19 protein-coding genes are annotated in these 20,537 nt (G+C 43.3%); 14 read left to right on the top strand and 5 right to left on the bottom strand.

Translation table 11 applies throughout. From position 1 onward, the window contains the following. Position 1: 1 nt before the first annotated feature. Entirely contained in the window at positions 2 to 1,723 is a 1,722-nt protein-coding gene (locus HGJ91_RS09640; protein ID WP_291347533.1) for a DEAD/DEAH box helicase, read from the bottom strand. 254 nt (positions 1,724 to 1,977) lie between these two features. On the opposite strand from HGJ91_RS09640, the gene HGJ91_RS09635 reads away from it, so the two are divergent. The 6 genes from HGJ91_RS09635 (at position 1,978) to HGJ91_RS09610 (ending at position 9,735) form a co-directional block, all read left to right on the top strand. Further along, entirely contained in the window at positions 1,978 to 2,382 is a 405-nt protein-coding gene (locus tag HGJ91_RS09635; protein WP_291347532.1) for a hydrogenase iron-sulfur subunit, read from the top strand. Between the two features lie 177 nt (positions 2,383 to 2,559). Continuing rightward, positions 2,560 to 3,228: a methylenetetrahydrofolate reductase C-terminal domain-containing protein gene (locus HGJ91_RS09630; protein WP_291347531.1), complete on the top strand. Its 669-nt coding sequence runs from the start codon at positions 2,560 to 2,562 to the stop codon at positions 3,226 to 3,228. Further along, positions 3,225 to 4,133, top strand: a complete 909-nt coding sequence (locus HGJ91_RS09625; RefSeq protein ID WP_291347530.1) for a methylenetetrahydrofolate reductase — start codon at positions 3,225 to 3,227, stop codon at positions 4,131 to 4,133. The genes HGJ91_RS09630 and HGJ91_RS09625 overlap by 4 nt, the downstream gene beginning before the upstream one ends. A 20-nt stretch (positions 4,134 to 4,153) precedes the next feature. Further along, on the top strand, positions 4,154 to 5,572 hold the full coding sequence (locus HGJ91_RS09620; RefSeq protein WP_291347529.1) for a glutamate synthase-related protein: 1,419 nt from the start codon (positions 4,154 to 4,156) through the stop codon (positions 5,570 to 5,572). 3 nt (positions 5,573 to 5,575) lie between these two features. Continuing rightward, positions 5,576 to 7,132 carry a glutamate synthase-related protein gene (locus HGJ91_RS09615; RefSeq protein ID WP_291347528.1) on the top strand — a complete coding sequence of 519 codons (1,557 nt, stop codon included), beginning with the start codon at positions 5,576 to 5,578 and terminating at the stop codon, positions 7,130 to 7,132. 26 nt (positions 7,133 to 7,158) lie between these two features. Further along, the gene (locus tag HGJ91_RS09610; RefSeq protein WP_291347527.1) at positions 7,159 to 9,735 is read left to right on the top strand and encodes a hypothetical protein; all 2,577 of its coding nucleotides are present in this window, start codon (positions 7,159 to 7,161) and stop codon (positions 9,733 to 9,735) included. 79 nt (positions 9,736 to 9,814) lie between these two features. Here HGJ91_RS09610 and HGJ91_RS09605 read toward each other — a convergent pair whose 3' ends face one another. Then, a complete protein-coding gene (locus HGJ91_RS09605) occupies positions 9,815 to 10,003 on the bottom strand; it encodes a hypothetical protein (protein WP_291347526.1) in 189 nt (62 codons plus the stop codon). A gap of 29 nt (positions 10,004 to 10,032) precedes the next feature. Beyond that, positions 10,033 to 10,191, bottom strand: a complete 159-nt coding sequence (locus tag HGJ91_RS09600; RefSeq protein WP_291347525.1) for a hypothetical protein — start codon at positions 10,189 to 10,191, stop codon at positions 10,033 to 10,035. A 248-nt stretch (positions 10,192 to 10,439) separates the two neighbouring features. Between HGJ91_RS09600 and HGJ91_RS09595 the strand changes: the two genes are divergently transcribed. Further along, positions 10,440 to 10,970 carry a peptidylprolyl isomerase gene (locus HGJ91_RS09595; RefSeq protein ID WP_291347524.1) on the top strand — a complete coding sequence of 177 codons (531 nt, stop codon included), beginning with the start codon at positions 10,440 to 10,442 and terminating at the stop codon, positions 10,968 to 10,970. Between the two features lie 73 nt (positions 10,971 to 11,043). Here HGJ91_RS09595 and HGJ91_RS09590 read toward each other — a convergent pair whose 3' ends face one another. Continuing rightward, positions 11,044 to 11,427: a pancreas/duodenum homeobox protein 1 gene (locus HGJ91_RS09590; protein WP_291347523.1), complete on the bottom strand. Its 384-nt coding sequence runs from the start codon at positions 11,425 to 11,427 to the stop codon at positions 11,044 to 11,046. 157 nt (positions 11,428 to 11,584) lie between these two features. Between HGJ91_RS09590 and HGJ91_RS09585 the strand changes: the two genes are divergently transcribed. From HGJ91_RS09585 to nqrF, 6 genes are read left to right on the top strand one after another with little or no spacing between them, the layout of a single operon-like run. After that, the gene (locus tag HGJ91_RS09585) at positions 11,585 to 12,934 is read left to right on the top strand and encodes a 4Fe-4S dicluster domain-containing protein (protein WP_291347522.1); all 1,350 of its coding nucleotides are present in this window, start codon (positions 11,585 to 11,587) and stop codon (positions 12,932 to 12,934) included. A gap of 3 nt (positions 12,935 to 12,937) precedes the next feature. Next, positions 12,938 to 14,098 carry an NADH:ubiquinone reductase (Na(+)-transporting) subunit B gene (locus HGJ91_RS09580; RefSeq protein WP_291347521.1) on the top strand — a complete coding sequence of 387 codons (1,161 nt, stop codon included), beginning with the start codon at positions 12,938 to 12,940 and terminating at the stop codon, positions 14,096 to 14,098. Beyond that, positions 14,091 to 14,825 carry an FMN-binding protein gene (locus tag HGJ91_RS09575; protein ID WP_291347520.1) on the top strand — a complete coding sequence of 245 codons (735 nt, stop codon included), beginning with the start codon at positions 14,091 to 14,093 and terminating at the stop codon, positions 14,823 to 14,825. The genes HGJ91_RS09580 and HGJ91_RS09575 overlap by 8 nt, the downstream gene beginning before the upstream one ends. Before the next feature lie 21 nt (positions 14,826 to 14,846). Next, entirely contained in the window at positions 14,847 to 15,485 is a 639-nt protein-coding gene (locus tag HGJ91_RS09570) for an NADH:ubiquinone reductase (Na(+)-transporting) subunit D (protein WP_291347518.1), read from the top strand. 18 nt (positions 15,486 to 15,503) lie between these two features. After that, positions 15,504 to 16,112: an NADH:ubiquinone reductase (Na(+)-transporting) subunit E gene (gene nqrE, locus HGJ91_RS09565; RefSeq protein ID WP_291347517.1), complete on the top strand. Its 609-nt coding sequence runs from the start codon at positions 15,504 to 15,506 to the stop codon at positions 16,110 to 16,112. Between the two features lie 15 nt (positions 16,113 to 16,127). Next, positions 16,128 to 17,339 carry an NADH:ubiquinone reductase (Na(+)-transporting) subunit F gene (nqrF, locus tag HGJ91_RS09560; protein WP_291347516.1) on the top strand — a complete coding sequence of 404 codons (1,212 nt, stop codon included), beginning with the start codon at positions 16,128 to 16,130 and terminating at the stop codon, positions 17,337 to 17,339. Between the two features lie 149 nt (positions 17,340 to 17,488). Here nqrF and HGJ91_RS09555 read toward each other — a convergent pair whose 3' ends face one another. Beyond that, positions 17,489 to 18,820, bottom strand: a complete 1,332-nt coding sequence (locus HGJ91_RS09555; protein ID WP_291347515.1) for an integron integrase — start codon at positions 18,818 to 18,820, stop codon at positions 17,489 to 17,491. 302 nt (positions 18,821 to 19,122) lie between these two features. Here HGJ91_RS09555 and HGJ91_RS09550 point away from each other — a divergent pair. After that, on the top strand, positions 19,123 to 20,537 hold a 1,415-nt coding region (locus HGJ91_RS09550; RefSeq protein WP_291347514.1), incomplete at its 3' end, for a hypothetical protein.

The following is a 20,537-nucleotide window of genomic DNA, read 5'->3' as shown; positions in this document are numbered from 1 at the left end:
TTCAGGCGTACTTTGAAATCTCCATCTTCTGGGATCTCACCCAGGTTTTTTTCAACAGCGAGAAAACTTCCTTTGGCATGCCATATGGAAGATCAACAAGGGAAAATTCCTGGTTGATATCAATGTTTCCGATATGTTTGCTGTCAAGACCGGCTTCATTTGAAATGGCCCCCACAATATTTCCTGCCCGGACCCCATGGCGACGCCCCACCTCAATGCGGTAGCGCTCCATACCCTGTTCCGGCGGGATGACACTATCCTCCTTTAACGAAGATATGTTTTCCATCTGTTTGGGTTTTTGCTTTTTTACAGACAGGTGCTTTTTATCAGAAAGGTTTTTCCGGACCGACCGGTCTTTCCCGGCTGTTTTAATTTTTGTCTTTTTCTCATTTTTTTTGGCTGACAATAAGAAGGGGGTGTCCCCATGAGCCAGTTTAGCAAGGGCCGCCGCAACCTGTGTTACAGGGATATCCTGTTCCTTGGCATAGGTCTCAATCAAATCCTGAAAAACACTTAAGTCTTCCGATGCCAGGGCCTGAGTGATGGATAGTTTAAAATCAGTCACACGTTTTTTGTTGATGACCTTGTTGGAGGGCAGGGAGATTTCCTTGATATTATGTTTGGTGGCCCGCTCTATAACTTTAAGCATCCAGCGTTCGTTCCTGTTCACGAACAGGATGGCTTCCCCTGTGCGGCCAGCCCTGCCCGTTCTGCCGATTCTGTGGACATAGGGATCCACCTTGGACGGCATGTCATAATTAATCACATGGGAGATCCGGTCCACATCCAGGCCCCGGGCAGCCACATCTGTAGCCACCAGGATATCGATATAACCGTCTTTCAACCGGTTGACAGTTCGCTCTCTGGCATTCTGGGCAATATCCCCGTTAAGGGCCTCTGCCTTGAATCCTTTGTTCTCAAGGACTTTTGCCACATCAAGGGTGGCGGTTTTGGTTTTGGTAAACACGATCACCCCATCAAAGGAGATACCCTCCAGAATCTGTGTCAGGGCCTGGGTTTTTTTAATACCGTTGACCATCCAGTATTGCTGATTGATGGTTTTAAGCTCTGTGGTGTCTGGTTTGACTATGATTTCTTTTGGGGTGGTCAGATATTTTTGAGCAATTTTCCTAATGGGCATTGGCATGGTGGCTGAAAAAAGAGCGGTCTGTGAATCATCCGGAGTTCTTTCCAGAATCCATTCCACATCGTCAATAAAGCCCATGTGAAGCATTTCATCGGCCTCATCTATAACCACGCAGGAAAGATCTGCAAAGGAGACCGTTTTTTTCCGCATATGATCCATGAGCCGTCCGGGCGTTCCCACGACCACATGGACACCCCGCTTGAGTTGGTTCAACTGGACCCCGTAACTCTGGCCCCCGTACACGGACAATACATTCAGCCCTTTCATCCTTGCACCATATGTTTTAAAGGAATCCGCCACCTGAATGGCCAGCTCCCGGGTGGGGGTCAACACCAACACCTGGGGTCGTTTATTGTCAAGGTCAATCCGGGACAGCAGGGGCAATGCAAAGGCCGCTGTCTTGCCGGTACCGGTCCGGGCCTGGCCCAGCACATCCTTTCCCTGGATCAGATGGGGAATAGTCAAAGTCTGGATCGGCGTGGGGGTCTCATAACCCACATCCTGCAATACAGAGAATACAGAGGGGTTCAGGTTCATTTCATCAAACCGGGTCTTGGGTAAAATTTTCTGGGACATAGGGTTCCTCTTATAAAAAAAAAGGCCGGGATCACCGACCAGGGAAATCAAAAGTTGTAACAATACACGAGTTTATTAGATTGGGCAAGGGATAATTTTTTTTATAAAAAAATACTTGACATTCTATGAAATAAATTTTAGCTTGAGATCATAGCTAAATACAAAGGCGTATTGGCAAAATTAAAAGAAAACAAAGGCGTTTTCCCAACATTACTGGGCGAATGCCTTTTTTATTTTAATTTTGGGAAGAAAAAATGAAAATTAACAACACACCAAAACTTACGCTGTTTCATTGTTTAAATTCTTTTGAAGAAACGGATTCAATGGTTGACGGTTGTACGATTAAAACCGTTAAAATGCCATGCTCCTCAATGACAAAGGATATCCACCTTTTAAAGGCCTTTGAATCAGGCGCCGATGCGGTCCTTGTTCTGGTCTGCAAGGAAGAGGGCTGCCGGTATGCCCAAGGCAGTATACGGGCAAGAAAACGGGTTGATTATGTAAAAACCATCCTGGATGATATTGGAATGGATGGCAGACGATTGAACATATTCAACACCGCTGCAAAAGACAGCGGGCCGATTAAAGATATTATAAAAACCACGATATCGGAGCTTGAAACGATCGGCCCGAATCCTGCTTTAAATCATTTTAATTAATACCATCCCTGTTGATGTTATTATAAAAAGTCAGGTTTAAAGCAAGGCTATCTTTTTTTAAAATTTTGATTTCATTGTGTACCACTCCCCTGTTCAATGAAACCAAAGACATATTAAAACATAGCCTTGCTTTAATCTGATCTTTTTCTCAACCACGTCCAAGAAATGGAGCACAAAATGATAACCGCCAGTCAAAAACCCATAAATGAAATTATTGAACTTGTGGAACCTTATAAAAAGCTTTTAATTCTAGGGTGCGGCACCTGTGTAAAAACATGCTTTGCCGGTGGCGAAGATGAGGTTGCCGTCCTCGCATCCGCCCTCAAGCTCAGTTTTAAAAAAATGGCCCGGCCCATTGAAATAGAAGAGCTGACCATTGAACGCCAGTGTGAAAATGAATTTATCCAGGAAGCATCACCCGGCATTGCCAGAAATGATGCCGTCCTTTCCCTTGCCTGTGGTGCCGGTGTTCAGGCCATGGCAAAACGGTTTGCCAAAGAAGTGGTGTTGCCCGGTCTGAATACAACATTTATCGGAATTCAGGAAAGTCCCGGCATTTTCACTGAAGAATGCTCCGGGTGCGGAAACTGCAGTCTTGCAACATTCGGAAGCATATGTCCTGTCACCCGATGTGCCAAAAAACTCTTAAACGGTCCCTGCGGCGGTTCCCAGAAGGGCTTTTGTGAAATTGATCCGGATACCCCGTGTGCGTGGCACCTGATTATTGAACGGCTGACCACTTTAGGGCAACTGGATAATCTGAAAACCTATATCCCTCCAAAAAACTGGAATACCAGTCTTTCCGGCGGACCCAGAAAATTGATCAGGGAGGACCATATCATATGAAAACTTACAGCCATCTCCATGAAAAACTGGCCAGTGGTGAATTTGCGGTAACAGGAGAATGCGGCCCCCCAAGAGGTGCGAACGTTAAGGTAATTGATAAAAAAATCAAACTGCTGCAAGGATTTGTGGATGCAGTAAATGTCACCGACAATCAGACGGCCATTGTCAGGATGTCCAGTATAGCGGCCTCGGCCCATCTGGTTGCCGCAGGACTGGAACCTGTGATGCAGATGGTGGTCAGAGACAGAAACCGGATTGCCATTCAATCGGATATCATGGGGGCGTATTCTTTAGGGATTAGAAATATTTTATGCCTGTCCGGAGATCACCAGAAATTCGGCAGTCAGCCCGATGCCATGAATGTCTTTGACATCGACTCGGTCAACCTGATCCGGACGGTGAAGGACATGCGCGATACGGGTAAGGACATGAGCGGATTTGATCTGGATGTGGCACCCCGAATGTTCATTGGTGCGGCTGCCAATCCCTTTGCCGACCCCTTTGAATACCGCGTAATCCGGCTGGCCAAAAAGATTGATGCCGGTGCTGATTTTATCCAGACCCAGTGTATTTATAATATGGATCGATTTAAAGAGTGGATCAGGCTGGCCAGTGAACAAGGCCTGACAGATAAAGTTTACATCCTTGGGGGGATCACCCCGTTAAAATCCGCCGGTATGGCAAGGTACATGAATAATAAGGTTGCCGGTATGGATGTTCCTGAAAGCATTATCAAACGAATGGATGGCGTTGACAAAAAAAGCCAGGCAGATGAAGGCATTAAAATCTGCCTGGAGACCATTGAAGAACTAAAAGAAACAAATGGGGTTCATGGCGTACATATCATGGCCATTGAATGGGAAGAAGCCGTGGGTCAGATTGTGGAACAGGCCAGCCTGAAATAAAATAATAAGGATGGGGAAGTATGCCTCAAAAATATAATATCAGCACCAAGGCTGCACCGCCAAGATTTTATCCTGTGGGCAAATATGCCACCATAGAATTCAGGGAAGACTGTGCCGGCAGCTGCAAGGAGTGTGTTAAGAAAAAATGCGTGTATGACATCTTCAAGGACAATTATCTTCATATGAGCCAGATGGATGAGCCTGAATATCTCTACACCTGCAATTCATGTTTCAGGTGTATCCAGGAATGTACCAAAGGCATTTTTTCCCGGGTTGTCAATCCTGAATATCGGGAAATCGGAGATGACTACTGGACACCGGATGTCCTGGGGCGAACCTGGTGCCAGGCCCATACCGGAAGCGTTCCGGTATCGGGTGCCGGATACAGGGGCCCTTTTGCGGGAAAGGGCTTTGATTCCATGTGGACAGACATGTCTGAGATTGTCCGGCCCACCCGGGACGGAATCCATGGCCGGGAATATATTAATACCTGTATAGAGCTTTCAAGACGACCGGAAAGACTCACCTTTAATAAGGACGGGTCTCTTGCCGTTGAGGTAAAACCCATCCTCGAAATCCCGCTTCCCATTCTGTTCCAGCAGCCGGATTTTGGTGTATTAAGCAAGAAAGTCCTTATCTCCATGCTGAAAGCCGCTCAAACCATCGGGACAAAAATGTTTATTAATGCAGCCGATGTGTATGAAAATCTGATGCCGTTTGGACCCGTCATCATCCCTCTGGTTAAAAAAGATACTTTTCAAAATTATCCAACGCTTCTGACCCGTGTTGATATGGTAGAAATCGAATACGAACCGGGGATTGAAAAAGTCTTTGGGGCGTTAAAGGCCATGAATGAAGAACTTGTTATCAGCGTCGGCGTGAGCCTCAGGGCGAATCTTGACTATGCCGCCATCTGTGTTGAACTTTCAAAAGCCGATATCGATACCATCCATGTCTATGCCGACGCGCATGGCAGGGAGTTTGAGTCTGACAACCCGCGATTTATCAAGGATATGTTACGGGATATCCATCTGGCATTGGTTGATGCCGGCACACGTCAGCAGATCAATATCATTGCATCCGGCGGAATCTGTATGGCCGAACATGTAAATAAATCCATTATCTGCGGTGCAGACGGGGTTGCCATTGACCGGCCCCTTCTTATTGCCATGGAATGCCGCCTGTGCGACCGGTGCAGAAAGGGTCTGTCCTGTCCTGTTGAACTGGAAAGCATAGATCCTGCATACGGCAGCAACAGGATCATAAATCTCATGGGAGCCTGGCGAAACCAGATGCTTGAAATGCTGGGTGCCATGGGATTAAGGGAAGCCAGACGTCTTCGAGGTGAAGTCGGGCGCTCCATGTGGTTTGAGGATCTTGAAAAAGAGAGTTTTGCACCGATTTTTGGTGAACGAAAAGTATCTATAGATGTAGGATAATTTATGAACCCAATTAAAGATCAGGTTAAACATCAATTGCCCGAAATCCATGAAACCCCGTCACGGTTTCGCAATACCATAGGCAAATATATTATTAAACGGAATTCAAACTGCATCTCCTGCGGGAAATGTGCAGATATCTGCCCGTACGGGGTTCACATTATGCCGGATAATCATGCATCGCCATTCAGACCGATTGAGCATAAATGTATCGGGTTTGACTGCAAGCAAACAGACCATTACTGCATTGAACATTGCCCGGAAGATGCCCTGGTGCTCAAAGACAATGCTTTGCTGGACACCATGGGAGATTACCGCTGGACATCTGAAATGCTGCTGGGCCATTTTGCCATGGCAGAAACAGGTAATGCACCCCATGTAGGACTTGAGTATAATCTTGGCAACTCAGGCGGCGGGTTTGACAAGATACGGTTTATTGAACCGGACCCCGATTTGGCCATAGATATCAGTGATGAAGAGATTGATACCGGCATTGACTTAAATAAAACAGGAGACGACCGACCCCAAAAGACCATTTCCATGCCCTGTTACGGCGGCGGAATGTCCTATGGTTCAACCGCGTTATCGGTTATTATCGGACGGGCAAGGGCTGCAAAAAAACTCAATACTCTCACCTGTACCGGTGAAGGTGGATATCCGCCCGAGTTCCTTCCCTATAAAGAGCATGTGATTACCCAGGTTGCCACAGGGCTCTTCGGTGTCAGAGAAGAAACCATCCAGCAGTGCCCGATCATGGAATTTAAATATGCCCAGGGCGCAAAACCCGGCCTTGGCGGCCATCTTTTAGGTGAAAAGGTTACTGAAGCCGTTGCCAAAATGAGGGAAACCGTTGTGGGAAGCTCACTTTTCTCACCCTTCCCTTTCCACTCCGTCTATTCGGTTGAAGACCATAAAAAGCATGTGGACTGGATGAAGGAAATTAACCATAATGTCCTGTGCTCCATAAAAGTATCCACCCCCACGGATGTGGACATGGTTGCCATAGGCGCCTATCATGCCGGTGCCCATATCATTCACATTGACGGCAGTTACGGCGGTACGGGTGCAGCCCCGGACATTGCCAAAAAGAATATTGCCATGCCCATTGAATATGCCATCCCAAAAGTTCACAAATTCCTTGTGGAAGAAGGGGCAAGAGACAAGATCTGTCTGATCGCCAGCGGCGGCATCAGGAACGCCCTTGATGTGGCAAAGGCTATCGCCCTTGGTGCAGACGGATGTGTCATCGGAACGGCTGATCTTGTGGCAGTTGAATGTGTCAGATGCGGAAATTGCGAAAGCGGCCGGGGATGTGCCAGAGGAATAGCCACCACAGATCCGGAACTGGGAAACATGATCGACGAAAAATATGTGGAACAACGTCTTGTCAACATGTATATGGCCTGGCGCAAACAATGGTGCGATATCCTGAGAACCTACGGATTAAAAAGCATTAAAGAGCTCAAGGGCCGTTCAGATCTTCTGGTGCACCTTGATTATCTGGATGAAGACGACCAAAAAAGATACCAGCCCGCACCCGGGTACAAAATGATTTTATAATTAAGGTATAATAAGGAATTTCAATAATGATAAAAAACATACTGGCTTCAAGAGGCCGGCTGCCCCACATCAAAACACCGGTGAACAAATGTAATGAAGAAGGCGGCTGCGGGGTAACCGGATTCATGGCATCCATTCCCATTGCAGGACGTCATATTTACGAACCCTCGGTTCAGATGCATAACAGGGGTAACGGCAAAGGCGGCGGCATCGCGGCTGTCGGTTTAAGTGCAAGCGATCTTGGGGTGCCTCAAGATGTGCTTGAAGACCATTATCTTCTGCAGGTGGCATATCTGGATGAGGATGCCATCCTTAAGGTGGAGTCCACCAACATCAACCCTGTGTTTGATATCTATAAATCTGAAAAAATACCCACTATTGATGATTACACATCTATTGGCCTTGAAGTCAAACCACCGGATGTATGGCGGTATTTTGTAAGGGTGCGCCCGGATGTGCTGGATAAATTTATCCAGGCGAATCAGTTAAACAATATGGACAGGAGAAAAGCAGAGGATGAATTTGTCTTCCAGAATTCCAATCGTCTGAACCAGACCTATTATGCTTCCCTTGGAGAAAAACAGGCGTTTGTATTGTCCCATGCCAGAAACGTGATGATCCTGAAGGTGGTTGGCTATGCCGAACAGGCCACACAATATTATTGCCTGGATGATTTCAGGGCCCATGGATGGATTGCCCATCAGCGGTATCCAACCCGGGGACGGCTCTGGCATCCCGGGGGTGCCCATCCGTTTTCAGGCATGCATGAAGCCCTTGTCCATAATGGAGATTTTGCCAATTATCATGCCGTATGTGAGTATCTAAACCAGTACAATATTTTTCCCCAGTTCCTTACAGATACGGAAACCTCTGTTCTGCTGCTGGATTTATACAATCGGGTATTTGAATATCCTTTGGAATATATCATCGAAGCCCTGGCACCGACCACGGAATATGATTTTGACTGCCTGCCCCCTGAAAAGCAGCAGGTTTACAAGTATATCCAGTCCCAGCACATGACAGGCTCCCCGGACGGACCCTGGTTTTTTATTATTGCCAGAAATGACCCGTATCAGGATCTGATGCAGTTGATCGGAATCACAGACACCGCCATGCTCAGACCCCAGGTATTTGCCCTCCAGGAAACCGAAGATGTTCAGATCGGCCTTGTCTGCTCTGAAAAACAGGCCATTGATGCCACCTTGCAAAGCATAGCCGCAGAAGACAAACGATTTTGCCCCATTGCCGATAAATACTGGAATGCCCGTGGCGGAAGTTCCACAGACGGCGGTGCATTTACCTTTACCATCAAGGATTCTGGAAAAGGGGACGGCTCCAAAAAACTCATTACCCAGAACAAATTTGGTGACATTGTTCAGACCCCGGAAGGCCAGATTCATTTTGACACAGCCATCAATCTTTCAGATTCTTTTAAAGAAAACACCCTGACCCGGAAAATTACAGACTTCTTTAATACAAATGATTTGCCGACATTAAAACAATACTGCACTTCCCAATTTGCGGAACTTGATTTCCAGGACATCAGGCTTATCTGCGAGACACTGGAAATCCTGACAAAAGAGAACGATGACAAAAAGACCACGGCCATTGATCTGTTAACCCACTTAAATGACAGGATTTTCCCAACCGGTAATAAAAAACGAAGTTCTGTCCTCCAGATCATAAGAGAAAGCCTTACGGCCATTTTCAAATCCTCTCCCAAAATCAGGGAGAATAAAAACAGCCTGTACGTCTATATAGACCGTTCAAGCAGAAAGGATTTAAGAGCCCCTCAAGGGAATGAAAAAATCCTTGTTGTGAATGCAAAAGAGTTTGAACCTGAAGGGAAAGACTGTGATTCCAGAATGATTAATAAGGCCTATCGGATGGGATGGAAGCAATATATCTGTTATGGATACAAAGGTCAGCGGTTTACCGGCTGCGGGTTTGGGCCTGATTCTAATGATGTTCGATTTGATGTGTACGACAGTTCAGGTGATTATATGGCCTCGGGTATTGACGGCATGGAGATCCATGTCCACGGCAATGCCCAGGATCAGCTGGGACAGATCATGAAACGCGGCAAATTTGTCGTTCATGGCGATGTGGGACAAACCTTTATGTATGGTGCCAAAGGCGGTAATGTCTATATTCTGGGCAATGCAGCAGGCCGTCCCCTGATCAATGCCACCGGCAAACCAAGGGTTGTCATCAATGGTACATGCCTTGATTACCTTGCACAATCTTTTATGGCAGGTGATCCTTTGAAAGGTGGCGGCTTTGTCATTGTCAACGGTATTACCTTTGATGAGAACGGCAAGGTGATGGATCTTATCATGCCGTATCCCGGATCAAACCTGTTCTCCCTTGCTTCGGGCGGAGCCATTTATCTAAGAGACCCTGAATGCAAGGTTGTGGACGAACACTTAAACGGCGGTGTGTTTACCGAAGTAACAGGCGCTGACTGGGAACTGATCCTTCCATACTTAAAGGAAAACGAAAAACTCTTCGGTATTTCCGTTGAAACCGATCTCTTAACAATTGATGGAAATAAACTGCCCTTTGACCAGGTGTACAGAAAAGTGATGCCATTGCCGTCCTGAACACCGAAATAAAAAAATGGAAGGACCCGGTCGGCTCCTGCCTGACATGAGCCGACCGCCAGAACGAATAATCCTTGTACTATGCTGTTTGTTCCTGACTCTTAAGCATCTGCGCACGCTCTGCTGCAAATTTTCTTACATCGGCGTCCTTATCTTTCTGGGCCATTTGTTCCAACAAATTAACGTCCTCTGATCTGCCAGCAAATTTTTGCCGCACTGCCGGATCTGAATGCAAGTATTTGGGTAAAAATAAATCTGAAAACTTCATGTCTCCTCCTTAATGTTTTAATATAAACATCACAGGGGCTCGGATTCTTTTTTAAGATATTTTTTGATCAGTTCAATAGCAACCTCACCCATACTCCGTCCTTGCTTTGCCGAATCAACTTTAAACTCTGTGTGAAGATTTTTCGGTATTCTCAATGTTAACTGCTTGAGCTCAATATTTTCATTCATATGTTTGGCCTAAATATTATAGCAATCAATAGATTTATCCAATAACCCTGTATAAAAACCCTTTTGAAAAAAAAGAATATTATTTTTATGTTTTTATGTCAAGTTATAAAGACATAAAGAAATTTTAAATCTGAGTCTCCTCCGGATTAAAATCCGGTGATTTTCCTGTCGATCTCCTTTTTTATTTGACAAGTTAAAACTAACCCTTAAATTTGACCATATTTATTTTTACTAAAAAGGAGAAAAATATGCCTGAATTAACCGCAATTATCGAAACAAGCAAAGGCCCCATTAACATAAAATTATTTGCAGACCAGACCCCTGTTACCTGTGGGAATTTTGCAAATCTTGCAAAAAGGGAATATTATAACGGCCTTCAATTTCACCGTGTCATCTCAAACTTTATGATCCAGGGCGGATGCCCCCATGGGAATGGAATGGGCGGCCCCGGATATGAATTTAAAGATGAATTCAAAAAAGATCTGAAACATGACAAACCCGGTATTCTTTCCATGGCCAATGCAGGACCCGGAACAAACGGCAGCCAGTTTTTCATCACCCATGGTCCGACTCCCCATCTTAACGGCATGCATACTGTTTTCGGCGTGGTTGAAAGTGGTGAAGACCAGAAAGTTGTGGACAGCATTGCCCAGGGCGATGTCATTGAAAAAATCACCATTAAAGGCAATTCCGGCGCCCTGTTTAAAACAATCAAATCCGAATTGGATGACTGGAATAAAACATTGAATAAACAGTTTCCCAAACTGCCAAAAGCATAAAAAAATCGACGTTAAACATTAAAAGGCCGGATCTATTTCACAGATCCAGCCTTTTTTTTATCAAATAATATTGTTATTCCAAATCCAGATAAAAAGGAATGATATGAATTGATGTGCTGTCTGCTTCGGTTTCGCCCAACTGCCATTTCTTTACCTTAAAACCTTTTTCTTCTATTTTTTTCACCATGCCCTTTATATTGATCAACGGATGACGGAAAAATACATTTGGAAGACCATATGTCAGGCTGCACACCAGGCACTTTCCGGGTCTCCGGGTAAGGTTGAATGCTAAAACAATCCGTTTATCATTGGCAGAGATGAATTCAAGCCTGATATCATACGCCCCATCTGATGCATCACCGTATAGTGCCTCAAAAAAATGATCACTTATTTCCACAGGCAGGAGCATGTCAAGATAATCCTGTGTAAATATCTGATCTAATACAGCTTGATCCATGATAATTTTTATCCTTTTTAACTAAGTTTTTCAAACCCTTAACTCTTGTCTTATTAAACCTTAAAAGGAAAATCAAGATTTATTGAACCTTAACGCTTTTTATGATAAATTAAAATTTGATTTCCCCCTAACCTGTCATGAATGGATGTTTAAATCTATGGAGAACATTAACGTTTCAAAAGGGTTTAAAGTGGCACTGACCGGGATGCCGGATTTGAGTGTTATTCAGATCCCGGACCCTGAAACCATAGCCGTGTCTGCCCTGGATATCCCTTATATCCGTCCCAAACTTCTGGTAAAAAAAAATGACCCCGTAAAAACAGGCACGCCTCTGTTTTGTGATAAGAGAAATAAATGCATCCAATATGTGTCACCGGGAACCGGAATCGTCAAACAAATCGTTTTTGGTCAACGAAGAAGGTTGATCGAGGTAGTGATTGCCCTGAATAAAAACAGGGATGAAAAAGATAACTTCATCCAGTTTGAAACCCTGTCTTCAGATGATGTTAATACGGTTCCCAGATCAAACATCACAAAACGGCTCCAGGAAGGCGGACTTTGGCAGTGTTTTCGGGAATTTCCGTCAAAGGATACAGCCGACGAAAACCATGAGCCTCCTATGATCATTGTCTCTTTAAATGGCAATGACCCTTTTTCCCCTTATCCACAGGTGGTGCTTGAAAATGAAACCGCGTTTTTTGAATTCGGCATTAAGATTTTAAAACAATTTTCAAACCGTATCGTTATAACATCACGCCAGGACAATCTGTCCAGCCTGAACCGGCTCAACGGGTTGAAAGAACATATCACCCATATCGTCCCTGACTTTTATCCTGCCTGGGATCCGGGAGTTGTTCTGTATAAATTAAAAAGAACCCGAAAAGAAAATCGCTCCTGGTGCATATCGGCAGAACATCTTGTACTGATGGCTAAATTCCTCTTAACCGGCAGATATCCCGTCAAAAGGGTGGTGACGGTTACAAGATCAACTGATAAAAAACCCCATATTATTACCCGCCAGGGCGCACCTGTCAAAAATCTTGTGGGAAGTCTGGATGATAACAGCCTCATTACAACAGGCCGTTTCAACGGCAGATCTGTTGACCCCAAATCCCATATGGGATTTTTTGAAAGCACCCTGACCATTATCAATAACAATCAAGAAGAGGAATTCTTCGGATTTATTCAACCCGGGTTAACAAAACCCACTGCCTCCAAAACATTTTTATCCTGCCTGACCCAGACACCGAAAAATCTTGACTGCAACACACATGGAGAAGAAAGAGCTTGTATCAATTGTGGCTATTGCGTCAACATCTGCCCCGTTGACCTGATGCCCAGTTTTATTATAAAAGCATTGCTGAGCGATGATATTGAGGATGCATTAAACTATGGTCTCCTGGATTGCTGCCGATGCGGCCTGTGCTCATATGCCTGCCCGTCAAAAATCGAACTGACAAAATTATTGTCCCATGGAATTGACGCTCATTACAAGGATAGAGAATAGGGTATGAATCCTTTAAAAAAACTAGTGAACTCAAGTGAAAAATATTTTACAGGTTCAGGAAAATTCAACCGGTTAAAACCTCTTTTTGATGCCACAAAAACATTTTTCTTTTTCCCTTCACCGAAAACCAAACACACTCCGTTTGTCAGGGACAGCCTTGACCTGAAGCGGTTTATGAGTTTTGTTCTCATTTCCCTTCTGCCCGTCCTGATATTCGGCATTTACAATACCGGGTTTCAGGCAGGACTTGCCCGGGGGGAATCCTATACTTTTTTCCAGGCTTTTTGGCTGGGTTCAAGATATGTTCTGCCCATCATCATTGTCTCTTATACGGTGGGCTTTTTATGGGAAATTCTCTTTGCCGTTATCCGGAAACATAAAATCAGTGAAGGGTTTCTCGTTACCGGGCTTTTATTTCCCTTAACCCTTCCGGCAACCATTCCTTTATGGCAGGTGGCCGTAGGGATTTCATTTGGTGTGGTGATCGGCAAAGAAGTGTTTGGCGGAACGGGTCGAAACTTTTTAAACCCGGCACTGACAGGAAGGGCCTTTTTGTTTTTCTCTTATCCTGTTTCCATGTCCGGAGACGTCTGGGTGGCAGCAAAGAGTGCAGTGGACGGTGTCAGTGGAGCGACCGCGCTGTCTGTTTTAGCCCCGGAAGGTGAAAAAATAACGTCTGCCCTTTCCGATTCAGGGTTCAGCTTATCCAATCTTTTTCTCGGGTTTGTACCGGGAAGTATTGGCGAGACTTCGGCTTTATGCTGCATCCTTGGCGCCTTGTTCCTGATCATCACAAAAATTGCAAACTTCAGGATCATTATCGGCGGGATTGCCGGATTAATTGTTACCTCCCTTATTTTTTACCTGATTCCCGGCGGCAGTGACTCCTGGATGAATGCAGGCCCCTTATTCCATCTTTGTGCCGGTGGATTCTTATTCGGCATATCATTTATGGCCACAGATCCTGTCAGTGCACCCGGCACCAACCCGGGGCGATGGATATTCGGCTTTTTAATCGGATTTTTAACTATTACCATCCGGGTGGCCAACCCGGCTTTTGTTGAAGGCACTATGCTTGCCATTCTTTTTATGAACGTGTTTGCCCCGATGCTGGATCATATTGTGGTTAAATATACTGCATCAAAAAGGATACCCAATGTCTGAAATCCCAGATAAAAATCCAGATAAAAACAGCAAAAAAAATGTTGTCATGTTTGCCCTGCTGCTCTCTGTCGTCTGCAGCATGATGATTACGGCTGCCGCAGTCGGGTTAAAGGGATTTCAGATGGCCAATATGGAACTTGATAAAAAAATTAATATTCTTAAAGCCGCTGATCTGATTGACAAAAAAAAGCCTTCTACAGAAAAAATAAATGAACTTTATAGTGCCCATATCAGGGAAATCACGGTCGATAACCAGGGGAAAATCATTGAAAATTATGTCCCCGATTCTTTGAACCTCTATTTCTTCCAGGAGGATGGCGTAATAAAAGGGTATATCCTTCCCATCAACACCCGGGGACTATGGGGAAAAATACAAGGGTATCTGGCCTTTGAAAATGATGGCCAGACCGTATCAGGATTTTCAATTTTCAGCCATTCGGAAACTCCCGGGTTAGGCGGTGAAATAGAAAGCGCCTGGTTTCAGAAAAGCTTTAAAGGCAAGAAAATATTAAACTCTGAAAATAAATTTGTTTCAGTGGGCATTGCCAAAGGGAAAGCTTCCAATCTTCCCAAAGACAAACAAGCCCATTATGTGGACGGAATTTCAGGAGCAACACTGACCGGCAAATATCTTTCACAAGGGATAAAACAGACCCTGATCAAGTATGATTCCGTGTCCATCACATTCAGGCAGAAACAGCTTAAAACAAAAAAAGTGGAAAAATAAACAAAAAGGATAGGATTCATCATGTCCGAAGAGAAAACAAACTATAGAGAAATCGTGACCAGAGGCATCTGGAAGGAGAATCCCGTTGCCTATCAGGTGTTGGGGATTTGTTCCGCCCTTGCTGTCACGGTCAAAATGTCCACCTCTATTGTCATGGGCATTGCGCTTACAACAGTGACCGCCTTTTCCAGCCTGATCATCTCTTCTTTGAGGAAAAAAATCCCCTCCAATATCAGGATCATTGTGGAGCTTGCTATTATTTCTTCCCTTGTCATTATTACCGACCAGATATTGAAAGCCTTTTTTTACGATATTTCAAAACAATTATCAATTTTTGTCGGTCTGATTATCACCAATTGCATTGTTCTTGGAAGGGCCGAAGCCTTTGCCCTTGCCAACAAGCCTCTGGCGTCTTTTTTTGACGGTATTGGAAACGGGCTCGGTTACAGCCTGGTACTGGTTACAGTGGCTTTTTTAAGAGAGCTTTTAGGATCGGGTAAATTTTTAGGGTTCAACATTATCCCGCAATTCATCTTTGATGCCGGATACCAGAACATGGGCCTCATGGTACTGGCACCCGGGGCTTTTTTCATTATCGGATTGCTGGTCTGGCTGAAAAACAGCCTGCCCGGAATATCAAAGCCCGGAACATATAAGTAGGAAAGGTAAGGAATACACATGGGTGATCTATTAATTCTGTTTATTAATTCTGTATTTATCGGTAATATTCTTCTGGCCTATTTTCTTGGGATGTGTTCTTTTATCGCGGTCTCAAAAAATGTTGAGATAGCAACGGGCCTGGGATTTGCTGTCATTTTCGTATTAACGGTAACAAGCCCTGTTAACTGGATCATTTATCACGGGCTTCTCGCCCCCGGAGCGCTGGCCTGGGCTGGATTCCCCGACCTTGATTTAAGTTTTTTAAAATTCATCACCTTTATTGCCGTCATCGCCGCTATTGTCCAGGCCGTTGAAATGGTCATTGATAAATATTCACCCCTGCTTTACGCAACCCTGGGGGTATTTTTACCATTGATCGCCGTGAACTGTGCCATCCTTGGAACTTCGCTTTTCATGGTGGAGCGGCATTATACCTTTATCGAATCCATTGTCTTTGGAGCAGGCTCCGGAACCGGCTGGATGCTGGCCATCGTATCCATGGCTGCCATCAGGAAAAAAACCCGGTATGCGGACGTCCCCAAAGGACTAGAAGGATTTGGCATCACCATGATTATTGCAGGTCTTATGGCCATGACATTTATGATGTTCTCAGGGATCACCCTTTAACAAGGAGAGATAAAATTGTTATACATCTTAAGCATACTGGTTTTTACAGGGGTGATTCTGATCCTTGTTACAGTGCTCCTCTTTGTTGAATCCAAGGTGACAAGCTCGGGTGAATTTAAAATCACCATCAATGGCAATAAAGATGAAACCTTAAAGATTTCCGGCAATCCATCCCTGTTATCGGCCCTGTCCCAGAAAGATATTTTCCTGCCCTCTGCCTGCGGCGGCTCAGGCTCCTGCGGCATGTGCAAGTGTGAAATCATTGAAGGCGGCGGCAGCATCCTGCCCACAGAACTTGCCCATCTCACAAGAAAAGACAAACTTGCCAACAAGCGCCTGTCCTGCCAGTTGAAAGTAAAAAATAACCTTCAGATAAAAATACCCGAGTCCATATTCGGAATCAAAAAAGTCGATGCCACAGTGGTATCAAATCATAACGTAGCCACCTTTATCAAAGAACTGGTACTCAAACCTGCAACCCCCATTGATTTTAAGGCTGGTGCCTATATCCAGATTGATGTGCCTGAATATGATCTGATGTTCAAAGACTTTCATATTGAAAGCAAATATGTGAGTGAATGGAAAAAATACAATTTTCTGGAACTCGCCGCAAAGGGCATTAAATCGGGATTTCGAGCATACTCTCTTGCCAACCCGCCCCATGATAATAAAATCATGATGATGAATGTCAGGATTGCCACCCCGCCACCGGGAACACAAGGCCTCCCGCCGGGATTCGGGTCCTCCTATATTTTCGGCCTGGAACCCGGGGACAAGGTAACCATCAGCGGTCCTTACGGCGATTTCATGGCCAAAGATACAGACAATGAAATGTGTTTTGTCGGCGGCGGTGCGGGCATGGCCCCCTTAAGAAGCCACATCCTCCACCAGCTTGACGGGGCCCATTCAAATCGGAAAGTCTCTTTCTGGTATGGCGCCAGATCTAAAAAAGAGATGTTTTATGACGATGTTTTCAAGGACCTTGAAAAAAGACATGATAATTTCACCTATCATGTCGCTCTTTCAAATCCAGACGAAGAAGACCACTGGGATGGTCTGACCGGATTTATCCACACCCATCTGTGTGATGCTTATCTTTGCAAACATGAGGATCCCACAGAGATAGAATTCTACCTTTGCGGCCCGCCCCCCATGATCAATGCCATTATCACTGCATTATATGACCTCGGTGTAGAAGACGACATGATCTTTTATGATAAATTTTAAAAAAATATCAAAACTAGGGGTTTTCCCTGATTGATTTTTCCGCCATCCTCATATACTAGATAAACCAGTAGTAAAATTGTTTTGTTTCACTAATCTCGAGTTGCGAAAATTGTAACCGACAGAGCGGAGCAGTGCCAATAGTCCGCCAGCTACAAATCCAGCGGGCTCTTTGATTCCTTGATAGTCCTGGATTTGACAGTATGCGTATAAATCATTGTTGTTCTCACATCACTGTGTCCCAAAAGTTCCTGAATCGTCCTGATATCATAATTTGCCTGCAGCAAATGACTGGCAAAACTGTGACGGAATGTATGAGGTGTCGCCCGTTTATTGAGTTGCAGCCGGTTAACAACAGATTTAATTGCTTTTTGAACATGGCGATCATGTAAATGAGACCGACGGTATTCTTTTCTTTCGGCAACATAGGTCAATTCCCTGGCCGGAAACAGCCATTGCCAGTTAAATTCCTGGCCGATATATTTAGATTTTTTTTCCATGGCATCAAACATAAACACCCCGGCAAACCCATTATCAAGATCTTTCAAATGCATTTTTTTTACCAGACCAACCTGGCCGGCCAAATCAGACATAATCGTTTCCGGCAGCGGCAGGGACCGGTCTTTTTTTCCTTTGCCATCATGAATAGTTAAAATACGGGCATCAAAATTCAAATTATTCATCCGGATATTCATGCACTCGGACAATCGCAATCCACAGCCATACAGCAATTTTACAATAAGATCATAAGGATGTCTGAGTTTTTTAATAATCAGATCAATCTCTTTACGGGATAATACAACCGGAATATAAGGTTTTCTTTTCGCCCTGACCACGCCATCTATTTTTCCAAACTCTTTTTTAAGGATATGCCTGAAAAAAAACAAAAGCCCGTTAAAAGCCTGATTTTGAGCAGATGCAGAACAATGCTGTTCAACTGCCAGATAAGTTAAAAACTGTTTAACATCTTCAGGTGACAATTGCTCAAGTGCTTTATTTTTAACAAAACTTTTAAATTTAGACACCCATTTACTGTAAGCTTTAAGCGTTTTTGGAGAATAATGCCGAACCTTGATTTCATTGCTCATCCGGTTATAAACCGATTGCCAGCCAGGATTAAGAGATTCATCATTTACAGGATAAGAAACCACCTGTTCGCTGACAGCCGAAACCTGTTTTCCAGTTTCATTTTCCAGAGGTAATTTTTGGGACCAGTCCGAATGAATATTATGCATTGCATAATAAATGAGTATGGAGTCATAGGCCTGCTTCTGCTGTTGTCTGGTTTGATTTTTCTCCCTCAGTTTATTGATGAAATGGGGCAAACTCTCAGTATGCTTTGAGTCATGGCCATATTTAAAACAGAAATCAACATAATAACGCAGCCATTTTTTAAAAAAACCATGATCTTTTGAAGGTATCCCGGCCTTTATCAAATGAGCATTAAATCTGTTTAAAAATTCTTGAGGTATTGTTTTCATCATGGTATCCTCCGAATGATATCATCCAAAAATGAATGATATGCGGTTAGAAACATAGAATAAGACTGGAGAATTGTCAATAAAATATTATTGGGATGAATGATATGCGGACAACCGGTTAATTACTTGTTATGGTGGAGCTAAGTTAACGTGAAATGAACACTAAAAATAGAAAAAGAAATGTATGCAAAAAGTAATAAGGTTTAATTGTTTCTCAGAGGCCGAAATCGAGTCAAAAGATTTTTTTGAGATAACTTTTAGCTCAAAATGGGATCAAGACCGATTTCAGCAATAAGGTCAAACTTATGGTAAAATTTGAAATAAAAATAGAAGAAGAACAAATTTCTTATCCACAAATTAATCAGTGTATAACTCAATTTAATATAATTAAAAATCGACTTCCCGGAAAAGTTAAATTTGAGATCATTGCCGAAAAACAAATCAAGGAAATTAATACACTGTTAATCGCCTGCTTTATCCTTTTCAAACAACAATGCAAAGATTTAGAAATTGTTTTGCACTTTAAAAAAAAATTAGCTAATGATGTGGCTTTTAAACTAATTCAATTTATGGTGCATGCACATTATACTACCGGAAGGATAGATGTATTCACTTTTTTTGATTCTTTCGGCAATGAGCATACTCCCAGAAAGCATAAAGATAATTTAGATTACGGATTTGTCCTTTCGGAGAAATTTCTTCCCATCATCTATATTGATAAAAATAACTACAATTTGTTGTTTGAAAAAAAAATAACCCATCAATCACTTGACGAAATGGAAAAAGGGGAACGTGAAACCGGTGAAAAGGGAGAAAAACTATATCAATATTGCAGGGAGTTCCTTTTTAAGAAAAAAGACAAATTCAGTTATTTGGAAATTTTATCTCAATTATCATTTTACGGCGCCTTGCATAAAGCAAAAATTCTTCAGATGTTTCTGTTTGACGAAATACCTGATAGCCTAAAGCAAGAGCTTAAAATTATTGATAAAAGCAAAATAAAAGTTAGTCAATTAAATTTCAAACAAGGAGAAGAATTCTATAGCAAGATTAAACATATATTCAACGCACTAAAGAACAAACCGCCTATCTATCATCTGATTTTCTATACCTTATTATCATCTGATCTGTTACCCGGGAAATTAATAGATGGAAATAAAAAGAAGGCCCCCAAGCCCCCCCACATTGGCATGATTTCAGATTTCAAAAAAAAATTGACTAATCTTTGGAAATTTACCGATAAGCTTGTTTATGGATTAAAGGAGTTGGCAAAGAACATTATTGACCATTCTTCCAATAAACACGGCATATTTACGGGAAAGATTGTTACAGACACCAATTCCGGAAAAACTGAAAATCTTGGAGATCAAAAAGATGTCAAATGTCAAAGCTACTTTACTCTCAATATTCTGGATGACAGTGAGAAAGGGGTTATCGAAACCTTTCTTGAAAGTACAAAAAAATTAGAAGAAACTTTTGGTGACAATAAATTGTTTTTAAAAGAAGATAGAAAACAAATTGAAAATGGGCATTTCAAATTTCATAATTTTTTTCATTCCAATGAAAGCGTTTTTTTAAATCAACAAGCCAAAAGGGCGACAGCACACTTAGGCCTTTTAATATTTTCAAAATTAATTCAAACTAATGAGGGAATTTTAAAAGCAAGTACCTGGGGTTTTCAACAAAAGACACCCCGTGATATGGTACCTAAGACTACCTC

It is taken from the genome of Desulfobacula sp. (assembly GCF_014237455.1).
Lineage (GTDB): Bacteria > Desulfobacterota > Desulfobacteria > Desulfobacterales > Desulfobacteraceae > Desulfobacula.
This window is presented reverse-complemented; position numbering and strand designations above follow the sequence as displayed.